Source organism: Peribacillus glennii, from assembly GCF_003429105.1.
GTDB classification, from domain to species: domain Bacteria; phylum Bacillota; class Bacilli; order Bacillales; family DSM-1321; genus Peribacillus; species Peribacillus glennii.
Window position 1 is genome coordinate 221994 of sequence record NZ_QVTD01000008.1, and the last position, 10875, is coordinate 232868.

Here is a 10875-nt window from a genome sequence, read left to right on the forward strand (position 1 = left end):
ACATGCCGGAGAAGGATTTAACAGCATAGACATAATATTGAAAACGCTTCCACAATAATTGTTGTGAAAAAACCCCGGGAAGATGAGGGCCTCCCGGGAGTGTATATTCATTGAATTTTTATGCGGTTACCGATGGCGATCCTAAAGCCTTAAATGAATGTTCAACAGCGATTAGAGATTGATAGATGTCCTCTTCGGTATGGGCAATGGTTAGGAACCAAGCTTCATATTTCGAAGGGGCAAGATTGATTCCCTGGTTGAGCATTAGCTTAAAGAATTTGGCGAACAAATCGCCGTCCGTATCTTCGGCCTGTTCGTAGTTTTCCACTTTTTCAGTTGTAAAGTAAATTGTCAGGGCTCCTTTTAAGCGATTTACAGTAACCGGAACGTTATATTGCTCGGCTGCTTTAAGGATTCCTTTTTCGAGAATGGCCCCCAACCGGTCCATTTCTTCATACACGCCGTCCTGCTTCAGAATCTCAAGGCAAGCAATTCCGGAGAGGATGGACGCGGGATTTCCGGCCATTGTGCCAGCCTGGTAAGCAGGCCCCAGCGGCGCAACGGTTTCCATGATTTCCTTTTTACCGCCATAAGCACCAATTGGAAGGCCTCCGCCGATAATTTTGCCGAGGGCTGTCAAGTCGGGCTGAATTCCGAGCAAATCCTGTGCTCCGCCGTACATAAAACGGAATGCGGTGATGACCTCGTCGAAGATCACAAGTGAGCCGGCTTCATGGGTCAGTTCAACAACGGATTCAAGGAATCCCGGATTTGGTTCGACAATCCCAAAGTTACCTACGATCGGCTCGACAAGGACAGCTGCAATTTGGTCTCCCCATTTTGCCAGGGCTTCCTTAAATGGCTCGATATCATTGAAAGGGACCGTGATCACTTCCTGCGCGATGCTTTTTGGGACCCCTGCTGAATCGGGTGTACCCAATGTAGACGGGCCTGATCCTGCAGCGACGAGAACCAAGTCTGAGTGGCCATGGTAGCAGCCTGCAAATTTAATCACTTTGTCCCGCCCGGTGTATGCCCTGGCTACACGTATCGTAGTCATTACCGCTTCAGTTCCTGAATTTACAAACCGGACTTTGTCCATGAACGGCATGGCTTCTTTCAGCATCTTAGCAAACTTTACTTCATGCGGGGTGGGTGTTCCATAAAGAACCCCGGTCTGGGCTGCCCGCGTGATCGCCTCCGTAATATGGGGGTGTGCATGGCCCGTGATGATCGGCCCATACGCCGCCAGGTAATCGATATATTTGTTTCCATCCACATCCCAGAAATAGGCGCCTTCCGCGCGTTCCATCACAACCGGTGAACCGCCTCCTACCGCCTTGTACGAGCGGGAAGGGCTGTTGACGCCGCCAACGATATGTTCTAAAGCTTCCCTATGTAAAGTCTCTGAATTCGTAAACTTCATATTGCATTGCCTCCTATAAATCCTGCAAAATCACCAACATCCATTCTACCATCTTTTTAATGAAAAATCCGTATAAGGGGATTCGGGCATGCATATGGATTGTGTTCATGCCTATGATTGGATAAACTGTTTTCTTAGGGCAAGAAGAGTCTATGGAGGAATCGATGAATGAGCAATGCAATCGAAGTAAAGCAGCTCCGCAAGGAATTTAAAGTATTTTCAAGCCGCTCCGGATTAAAGGGTGCGTTTCGTGATTTGCTTACGAGAAAATATAAAGTCGTCCCGGCGGTAAATGATATAAATTTTACCGTAAAACAGGGGGAAATGGTTGCCTATATTGGGGAAAACGGGGCAGGGAAATCAACGACAATCAAAATGCTGACAGGCATCCTGACTCCCACCTCAGGAAGTGTCAGGGTGAATGGCATGGATCCTCACCGAGAAAGGGAAAAATTCGCCCGCACGATCGGCGTTGTTTTCGGGCAGCGTTCGCAACTATGGTGGGATATTGCCGTCCAGGAATCATTCCGGCTTCTGAAAAAGGTTTATAAGGTGCCGGATGAACAATATAACGAACATATGGCACATATTATCGAAACTCTTGATATCGGCCCGCTCCTTGATAAGCCGGTCCGCAAACTGTCGCTTGGGCAGCGCATGAGGTGTGAGCTTGCCGCGGCGTTAATCCATAATCCGCCCCTTTTGTTTCTTGATGAACCAACCATCGGTCTTGACGTGCTAGTGAAAGTGAAAATCCGCCAGTTTTTAAAGGACATTAATCAAAAATATAATACAACCATCCTGCTGACAACCCATGACCTTGCGGATATCGAGGCAGTGTGCGACAGGGTGGTCATGCTTGATGAAGGGAAAATCATCTACGACGGCGGATTGCAGAGCCTCAAAAATAATTGGGCGGAAGAAAAGGAAATCCATTTTCAGTTCCTGGAGGAAGTGCGGTTATCACAATTGGAGTCGTTGCCCCTATTGTTTGAGACGAGCTGGGATTACGATGAAAAAAATCAAACCTTTATCGCTTATATAAAAGAAGAAAGCGATAATATCTCACAGTTAATTTCAGCGGTTGTTTCCCATTTTAAAATTAAGGATGTAAATATATTGGAGACATCAATCGAGGAAATTGTCCGAAACATTTATGAACAAGGTATTTCTACTGCAGTGCGTGGAGTATGAGCATGGAATCGGGTTTCGCTTAATTAATGAATTTTTTTGCTTGATTGCAGTGACGAAGCGCTCAATTCATATTTTTTCGCTTAATTATTTTTATTATTGGTGTGAATTCAAACATTTACCGCTTAAATTATGTAAAGATACAATCGTGATTAGATAAGCAAGGAGAGAAGGCCATGGGAAAATATCTCGAAATGATCCGCATCCGGTTTTTAATGATGTTGGCCTACCGAACGGATTACTATACTGGAATCTTAATTTACAGCATCAATATCGGGGCTTACTATTTCCTGTGGAAAGCCATTTATGGCGAAAAGGGTTCGATCGAAGGATTATCGATCATGCAAATGACGACATATGTAACGATTGCTTGGATGGCCCGGGCTTTTTACTTTAATAATATCGACCGGGAAATCGCTGTTGATATCAAAGAAGGAAAGGTTGCCGTAGAATTAATCAGGCCTTATAACTATCTGGGGATGAAAACGATGCAGGGGCTCGGGGAAGGTATTTTCCGTTTCTTTTTCTTCTCGATTCCGGGCATGGTGCTGGTTTCGTTTATCTTTCCTGTTGATATTCCGAATGAACCGGCCTTATGGGGCTATTTTGGAGTATCATTGCTCTTTAGCTTCATCATCAATACGCAAATCAACCTGCTGACAGGCATCACTACATTTTTCTTCTATAATAATGCCGGCTTGATAAGGGCTAAAAGGGTGGTCATTGACCTTTTTTCAGGTTTGCTTTTGCCGATCAGCTTCTACCCGTTTTGGGCACAGGAGATTATGAAGTATCTGCCCTTTCAAGGAATCAGTTATATCCCAAGCATGATTTTCACAAATGGATTCGAGCATGCTGACATCCTGCGAGCCTTGTTGCAGCAAGCTATCTGGGTGCTGGTTTTACTGATCCCAATCCAATTCCTTTGGATCGTGGCTAAAAAGCAGCTCATTATTCAGGGAGGTTGATGCTGTGTTTTATGTATCGATGTTTTTTCAATATATGGGCCAGTATATGAAAACCCGGCTTCAATACCGGGCCGACCTTGTTGTCGAAATACTGTCCGATTTGCTGAACCAGGCTGTCAATCTGGTGTTTATACTGGTCGTGTTCGGCCACACACAGCTTCTTGCAGGGTGGAGCAAGGATGAAATTATTTTTATTTACGGATTTTTCTTAGTGCCTTATGCGATTTTTTCTTCTTTTTTTAACATTTGGGACTTTAATGACCGTTACATAGTTAAGGGAGAAATGGACAGGATCCTGACGAGGCCGATTCACAGCCTGTTCCAGATCATCCTCGAACGGATCGAATTGGAATCCCTTTTCGGTGCGGTGACTGGACTTATTGTCATTTTTTATGCGGGATCTTCGATAGGGCTGGAGATTGCCTGGTATGATCCGATCTTGTTTATTGTATTTGCCATAGGCGGTGCACTGGCATACGGTGCAATCTTTATTGCAATCGCGAGCATCGGATTTTGGTCGGACGCAAAAAATTCGATCATGCCGATGATGTACAATATCGGAAATTATGGGCGTTATCCGGTTGATATATATAACAAGGTAATCAGATTCGTGCTCACTTGGATTTTGCCGTTTGCCTTTGTCGGTGTCTATCCCGCGGCCTACTTTTTAGGCAAAAAAGAATGGTATGCCTTTTCCTTCGCTACTCCAATAATCGGGCTGATCTTCTTTATGATAGCGGTGGTGATTTGGAACCAGGGTGTTAAGAGGTACCGTGGCGCGGGGAATTAATGGGCTGGGTGACAGTTATGTGTGATGTCAATAAAGAAACTCGAATATCAACAAGTTCATGAAAGATGTCAACAAATGCAACGGGATATCAATAAATTTAAGTAGGGTTTCAATAAATAAAGCGGAAATAGCAACAAATCTAGAGTCCATATCACAATTTAAAATAAAATATCATTAAATTTCTTTTTTCCCTTGATAAAGTTAGTAAAAGTTGTATAATGGGCACGAATGCGGCGTCATTAATTAAATATTAAATAGTTTTCTAGGGTTCCGCGGCCGCCTGAGCCGGACTGGTCCAAGAGAAAACGGCAGCTTTTTGCTGTTCCACGGAAGGATAAAAGCCTGGGAGGTATACTGAAGCATGGTATTCTCCCGGGTTATTTTAATTGTGAGAATGGGAAGGTGAGTTACCAAAGTGAATTCGGATTGGCTGAAGGTTGTCACGGCGGCTTTCTTTGAGGTGCTATGGGTGATTGGATTGAAGCACGCTGATGGGTTTTGGTCATGGACCGGTACGGTTATTGCGATTATCATAAGTTTTTACGGAATGATCATGGCTGGAAAACGGCTTCCTGCAGGGACGGTTTATGCTGTATTCGTCGGTTTGGGGACGGCAGGCACGGTGATCTCTGAAATGATAATCTTTGGCGAGCCAGTAAAGCTTTCCAAAATCCTGTTAATATTGCTGCTTTTAGGGGGAGTGATAGGTTTAAAACTGGTTACAACAGAAGAGAAAAAAGTAGAAGGGGCTGGCCGGTGATGGAATGGGGGGTTTTGATCTTGGCAGGAATTTGCGAGATGTTTGGTGTAGCCATGATAAGCAAGTATCATAAAGAAAGGAACTGGCAATCGCTTGTCCTTCTTTCCAGCGGATTCGGGGCCAGTTTTTTGTTTCTTTCCCTTGCGATGGAATCCTTGCCAATGGGAACCGCTTATGCCATTTGGACTGGAATCGGAGCGTCAGGCGCAGCTATCTGGGGCATGATCCTTAATGGCGAGTCCAGGGATTGGCGGAGAGTTTTTTTCATTATAATGGTCCTGGGGGCTGCGGTGGGATTAAAACTCGCGGCCTAATCCTGCTCTTTGTTTTGGAAACTTATCTGCAAATCCATTTGCCAAAACAACCTTGTAATCGTATTTTTCAAGATGATCTTTTAAGAGTGCAGCAATTTTCGGATCGTCCTCACCAAGATAGATATTATACATAGTGAAACCGCCCATAATCTACCATTATCTTTTGTGTCCATATCAAACCTTAATTTTTGGTCTTTTCTACATATTAAGGATGGCAGGGGAGTACTAATAGGAGTAAACGAGCCTCCCGCGAAAGAAGGTAAAGAATGGTATTCTATCTCCTGATGACACTTATCGTTTATTGTATGGCCATGAGCATACGAACAATTTTTATAGAAGAAAAAGGCGAGCAAAAGTTTTCGTTAGAGAATCTCATATGGATTGCAAATCTTTACGGAACAATTTTGATTGGTTTCGCGATGATTTTTTTACTGTTTGAGCTTAACCATTATGCGGTGATACTCGATAGCGGCATGCGCGTCCCTGACGACTTCTTCAAACAGCTGGAGACATCCTTTTATTTCAGCGCCATGACGATGTTTTCAGTTGGATACGGTGATGTAAGCCCTATCGGGATAGGGAGGATCATCTCTGCGATAGAGGCTTTTATCGGCTACACCCTACCCGCGGCGTTTTTGATCCGGACCGTGATAGATTTCGAACAACAAGAACGGAAGGATGTTTGAAGGTTGTTTTTAACGTGATAATTGGGTAGTCTTACCTTGAAGAAAAGAAATGGGGTGGCCTGATTGTCAGCAATAGTTGGAGAGAAAGCGCCGGATTTTACCCTTTCAGGGGCAAATGGTGAAACGGTGAAGCTAGAGGAATTCAAAGGGAACTATATTGTGCTTTATTTTTATCCTAAGGATATGACACCGGGCTGCACAACGGAGGCATGCGATTTTCGGGACCAGCATGAAAAATTTCAGGAACTGGATGCGGTGATTGTCGGTGTCAGCCCGGATCCGGCTGAGAGGCATGCCAAGTTCATTGAAAAGCATGGATTGCCATTCATGCTTCTGGCTGATGTCGAACATGAAGCGGCAGAGAAGTATGGGGTTTGGAAGCTAAAGAAAACTTTTGGCAAGGAATACATGGGAATAGAGCGCTCGACTTTTTTAATTGATAAAGAGGGCGTGCTTATGAAAGAGTGGCGGAATGTGAAGGTTAAAGGGCATGTCAAGGAGGCGCTTGAATACTTGAAAGGTCTCTGATGACTAATAAAACCGTCCAAGACTGGGAAGGGGTTTTTGCCTTTTTTATGAGGGAAAGGCATTTGTCTAATGCAATTTATTCATAAAGGAATATGCTTTAAGTAAGGGAATACCTCCTCAAAGTTATTCTTCGCGCAGGCCTTGTGCTTGCGCTTTTTTCATTTTAAGAAAGTGGTAACTCACGCAGTCTCGATGGTTAGGCGACGCAGTGGCAAAGGTTATACGGGAGGGCAGTTTACCAACGCTGTACTGTGTTAAACCGTCAGGGGCATATCCTCGTAGCAGTGACATGTTTAACCAATGAAGTAGAACACAGGCTATGTACGCCCCACTATAGCAAGACTTGTGTGACCCACATACTGTGACCCTGAATTTCCCTGTACCTTCGCCCTTGCAAGTCTCTCCAACCGGCGGAGACTTCTATATTGTTGCAACAATTTAAAATGATAAGATGTTATTGAGACAATTACATAAATACATTGGAGGAAATATTTATGAAGATACTATCAACGCTTATTCCACCCAATTTTCTGCAGGCTGACATGCATGAGAAATTTCCATCACACCAATTCCACTACCAAAAAGGATTAACAATCGACGATGAGGGATTGATAGACACTGAGGTTCTCATTACATATGGAGAAGATTTAACGGATGCCCATATAAAGAAAGCAAAAAGCCTGAAATGGATTATGGTGATGTCTGCAGGCCTTGAAAAGATGCCATTTGAGATATTGGCAGAGAGAAATATCCTTGTCACAAACGCACGTGGAATTCACAAGATTCCAATGGCGGAATATACAATTGGCGTGCTTCTCCAATATGAAAAACAATTAAAGCTTCTTGCGAATAATGAAACCCTGGAAATTTGGGACCGCAGAATTGGTGTGGGAGAGGTGCACCAAAAGACCATACTTATCTTGGGGGCAGGGGCAATCGGAGGCGAAATAGCCCGGCTGGCTAAGGCCTTCAATATGAAAACACTTGGGGTTAACAGGAGCGGTAAGGATGTAGAATCTATTGATTCGATTCACGGTTTGGCGGAACTTCTTACTATTCTTCCGCAAGCGGACTATGTTGTTTCCGTCCTCCCCAGCACGAAAGAGACAAAGGGGTTGTTAAAGGCAGAACACTTCACGAAAATGAAGGATGAAGCTGTTTTTGTAAATATTGGACGAGGAGATCTTTATGACGAGGAAACATTATTAACGGCCTTGGGTAAACAGGAAATTGCCCATGCCGTGCTTGATGTTTTCCGTCAGGAACCACTTCCGGGAGGACACCCGTTTTGGTCCATGGAAAATGTCACCGTAACTCCGCATCTCTCAAGCAAAACAAAACAATACCTGCCAAGGTCGTTTGAAATATTCGAGCACAATTTTAAAGAATATATTGGTGGCAGTGAAAAGTATATTAATGTAATCGATCCAAAAAGGGGATATTGAGGATGAAGATTTATACAAAAACGGGAGACAAAGGAACTACATCACTTGTATACGGAAGCCGCGTTTTAAAAACGGATAAACGCGTGGAGGCGTATGGGACCTGTGACGAGGCGAATTCCATGATCGGCCTTGCATTAAGTTATCTAAACAGCGAAAGTTTTGAAGGCAAAGGGAATATAATAGAAGTGTTCCATAAAGTTCAGACAGCCTTATTCCATGTTGGAGCTGAGCTCGCCACCCCTGCAGGGAAAGAAGTTAAGTGGAAGCTAAAGGATAGCGATATAACCGGACTTGAAGCAACGATTGACCGCTGGGATGCTTCCCTTCCTCCATTGACGAATTTTGTGCTCCCGGGAGGGCATCCTGCAGGCGCTTCATTCCATATGGCCAGGACAATCGCCAGGAGAGCTGAACGTTGTGCCGTATCAATGGGAGAGAGTGTATCCCCGCTTGTCTTAGCGTATTTAAATCGTTTATCAGATCTGCTATTTGTCGCTGCCAGATTTGTGAATATGAAATTAGTGACAACAGAACCGACACTTCATCAGGATAATGGTTGAACTTACCAGGGGTTTTATTCTTTAATCGTAGTAGATATATTGACAAACTGAATAAAAGGAATGTACACTATTTATAAATATTATAAAGAAAGAATTTTTTTATTTAATGAAAAAGAGGTGCATGACGGTGTCTCAAACACAGCTTAAAGAAGCATTGGATGCATTGAAGGATACCGGAGTCAGGATTACTCCCCAACGTCATGCGATACTTGAATATTTGATAGACTCGATGTCGCACCCTACAGCCGATGACATTTATAAGGCATTGGAGGGGAAATTCCCAAACATGAGTGTGGCAACGGTTTATAATAACTTGAGAGTATTTCGCGAGGTTGGATTAGTCAAAGAGTTGACGTACGGAGATTCTTCAAGCAGGTTTGATTTTGTAACGACCAACCATTATCATGTGATTTGCCAAAACTGCGGTAAGATTGTTGATTTTCATTATCCTGGCCTGGATGAAGTGGAACATTTGGCTTCCCATGTTACAGGTTTTAAAATCAGCCATCATCGTATGGAAATTTACGGAGATTGCCCGGACTGTTCTGCCAAAGAAGCGCATTAAAAAAGTTCCGCCGTTATTGGTAGGAACTTTTTTTTGTATATTATTTAGGTAGAGGACCAAGTGCTACATCCGATTTCGATTATACTTTTCGTCGAATTCGATGCCTTCGAGGTTTTTATCCAGGGTTAACGGTTCGCTGCAATGCATACACATATCAACCCGGCCTAATATCTTCGTCGGTTTGCCGCAATTCGGGCATTTTACCTGAACTGTCTTCGTTGATAGCATGCCAATCCAAAAATAAACAACAGTGCTGGCGACAATGAAGAGAAGCCCAAGGACCATAAAAATTGTCATGACAATCGGTGAGTTTCTGAAAAACACTCCTCCGTACATGACGATGAATCCGATAAAAATCAAGCTTAATGCGAATGTCCGGATTTTATTTATTTTACTTGAATATTTAGCCATAGTTGTCCCTCCCGGAATATAACTATATCATAAAATAAATGCAGGAAGGACTTTTAATTGGTCCATTTCTGATTATTTAGCCAATTGGGCAGGGAAAGATATTGCGATTGTCGAACAATAATCATAGAATAAAGAGGGATTTGGAGGAGTTAAATATGGAGGATATCCTTCGTCCAATTTACCAAGAACGAGCAAGCATGCAATCAACGCTCGGTATTTTATTGATAGAAAAAAGGAAAAATGCCAGCCCGATCACGGATACCTTTGATTATATTCTGTTTGTAATGGTAAATGAAGCAGATGAACCAGTATTTGTGAAACACTATACATATCAGGACCAAAAAGCCGCCCTGCACATTGTCCATGAACAACAGCTGAAGGATTGGCTTCTATTAGGATCCAACCGGAAAGTTGTGGATTGGATCCAGAATGGAAAGATTTTATTTGACCGAAATGAGTTCCTTTTTCATTTAAAGACGGAAATTAGAGAATTTCCGTTTTACGGCAGAAAGATTAAAATGGGTATTGAATTTGCTAAGTTAATAAGAAGGTACATGGACGGAAAAGCATTTTTCGAAAATGGACACTTCCTAGATGCATACAATCATGTGGTCCACTCTTTGCATCATCTGGCACGGCTCGAAATTATCGAACAGGGATTCCACCCCGAAGTAACGGTCTGGAATCAAGTAAGGCATATGGAGCCTGAGATCTTTAAGCTGTATGAAGAATTGGTTTGCAGCGAAGAATCGCTGGAAAAACGGCTTGAATTATTGTTCCTGGCCAGTGAATTTCTGATTTATTCAAGAACAAACCTTGGCTCTCAGCATTTGCTGGAGGTAATGGATACAAAGGATGATAAGTGGAGCATTGCAGAACTTATGGAACATCCAGAACTTGTCCATTATTCCGTCGATCTTGGGGTTTTATTGGAATACCTTATTGATAAACATGTAATTGATGTTGTTAAAGCAGAAACTAAAGGCCGTGAGATTTTTCATCGTTACTATCGAGTGTGAAAATTATTTCAAAAAAGTTATTGACTGCATGAAAATAAGGTGATATATTAATAAACGTCGCTGCGGGACATCAGCTTTCGCAGCTTAAAAAACTTCAAAAACATGTTGACAGCTAAGTCGCTAACATGTTAAGATTAAAAAGTCGCTTCTAACAGAATTGGCATCGTAATTGCTCTTTGAAAACTGAACAAAACAAAGCGCCAACGTTTTTT

The 10875-nt window shown here is 43.0% G+C and carries 14 protein-coding genes and 1 riboswitch; of the genes, 11 read left to right on the forward strand and 3 right to left on the reverse strand.

The window, feature by feature from the left end:
* Window positions 1-118: 118 nt before the first annotated feature.
* The gene (locus tag D0466_RS13770; RefSeq protein ID WP_117323132.1) at window positions 119-1426 is read right to left on the reverse strand and encodes a glutamate-1-semialdehyde 2,1-aminomutase; all 1308 of its coding nucleotides are present in this window, start codon (window positions 1424-1426) and stop codon (window positions 119-121) included.
* 168 nt (window positions 1427-1594) lie between these two features.
* On the opposite strand from D0466_RS13770, the gene D0466_RS13775 reads away from it, so the two are divergent.
* The 5 genes from D0466_RS13775 to D0466_RS13795 all read left to right on the forward strand — a co-directional run bounded on the left by D0466_RS13775 (window position 1595) and on the right by D0466_RS13795 (window position 5449).
* Window positions 1595-2620 carry an ABC transporter ATP-binding protein gene (locus tag D0466_RS13775; RefSeq protein WP_117323133.1) on the forward strand — a complete coding sequence of 342 codons (1026 nt, stop codon included), beginning with the start codon at window positions 1595-1597 and terminating at the stop codon, window positions 2618-2620.
* A 173-nt stretch (window positions 2621-2793) separates the two neighbouring features.
* A complete protein-coding gene (locus tag D0466_RS13780) occupies window positions 2794-3585 on the forward strand; it encodes an ABC transporter permease (protein ID WP_117323134.1) in 792 nt (263 codons plus the stop codon).
* A gap of 4 nt (window positions 3586-3589) precedes the next feature.
* Window positions 3590-4375: an ABC transporter permease gene (locus D0466_RS13785; RefSeq protein ID WP_117323135.1), complete on the forward strand. Its 786-nt coding sequence runs from the start codon at window positions 3590-3592 to the stop codon at window positions 4373-4375.
* Between the two features lie 251 nt (window positions 4376-4626).
* Window positions 4627-4726: riboswitch (guanidine-I (ykkC/yxkD leader) on the forward strand.
* A 64-nt stretch (window positions 4727-4790) separates the two neighbouring features.
* The gene (locus D0466_RS13790) at window positions 4791-5135 is read left to right on the forward strand and encodes a DMT family transporter (RefSeq protein ID WP_117323136.1); all 345 of its coding nucleotides are present in this window, start codon (window positions 4791-4793) and stop codon (window positions 5133-5135) included.
* Window positions 5135-5449: a DMT family transporter gene (locus D0466_RS13795; RefSeq protein ID WP_117323137.1), complete on the forward strand. Its 315-nt coding sequence runs from the start codon at window positions 5135-5137 to the stop codon at window positions 5447-5449. Before D0466_RS13790 ends, D0466_RS13795 begins: the two co-directional genes overlap by 1 nt.
* On the opposite strand, the gene D0466_RS13800 is transcribed toward D0466_RS13795, so the two are convergent.
* The gene (locus D0466_RS13800; RefSeq protein ID WP_117323138.1) at window positions 5432-5581 is read right to left on the reverse strand and encodes a response regulator; all 150 of its coding nucleotides are present in this window, start codon (window positions 5579-5581) and stop codon (window positions 5432-5434) included. The two genes, D0466_RS13795 and D0466_RS13800, sit on opposite strands and share 18 nt — an antisense overlap.
* A gap of 179 nt (window positions 5582-5760) precedes the next feature.
* On the opposite strand from D0466_RS13800, the gene D0466_RS13805 reads away from it, so the two are divergent.
* The 5 genes from D0466_RS13805 (at window position 5761) to perR (ending at window position 9233) form a co-directional block, all read left to right on the forward strand.
* Complete coding sequence (locus D0466_RS13805) at window positions 5761-6135, forward strand: potassium channel family protein (protein WP_233522652.1); 375 nt, start codon at window positions 5761-5763, stop codon at window positions 6133-6135.
* Window positions 6136-6198: 63 nt separating this feature from the next.
* The gene (gene bcp, locus D0466_RS13810) at window positions 6199-6663 is read left to right on the forward strand and encodes a thioredoxin-dependent thiol peroxidase (RefSeq protein WP_117323140.1); all 465 of its coding nucleotides are present in this window, start codon (window positions 6199-6201) and stop codon (window positions 6661-6663) included.
* A gap of 494 nt (window positions 6664-7157) precedes the next feature.
* Window positions 7158-8108 carry a D-2-hydroxyacid dehydrogenase gene (locus tag D0466_RS13815; RefSeq protein WP_117323141.1) on the forward strand — a complete coding sequence of 317 codons (951 nt, stop codon included), beginning with the start codon at window positions 7158-7160 and terminating at the stop codon, window positions 8106-8108.
* 2 nt (window positions 8109-8110) lie between these two features.
* Window positions 8111-8668 carry a cob(I)yrinic acid a,c-diamide adenosyltransferase gene (locus D0466_RS13820; protein ID WP_117323142.1) on the forward strand — a complete coding sequence of 186 codons (558 nt, stop codon included), beginning with the start codon at window positions 8111-8113 and terminating at the stop codon, window positions 8666-8668.
* 121 nt (window positions 8669-8789) lie between these two features.
* A complete protein-coding gene (gene perR, locus D0466_RS13825; RefSeq protein WP_117323143.1) occupies window positions 8790-9233 on the forward strand; it encodes a peroxide-responsive transcriptional repressor PerR in 444 nt (147 codons plus the stop codon).
* A gap of 63 nt (window positions 9234-9296) precedes the next feature.
* On the opposite strand, the gene D0466_RS13830 is transcribed toward perR, so the two are convergent.
* On the reverse strand, window positions 9297-9644 hold the full coding sequence (locus tag D0466_RS13830; RefSeq protein WP_117323144.1) for a YgzB family protein: 348 nt from the start codon (window positions 9642-9644) through the stop codon (window positions 9297-9299).
* 155 nt (window positions 9645-9799) lie between these two features.
* On the opposite strand from D0466_RS13830, the gene D0466_RS13835 reads away from it, so the two are divergent.
* A complete protein-coding gene (locus tag D0466_RS13835; protein WP_117323145.1) occupies window positions 9800-10663 on the forward strand; it encodes a nucleotidyltransferase-like protein in 864 nt (287 codons plus the stop codon).
* Window positions 10664-10875 lie beyond the last annotated feature (212 nt).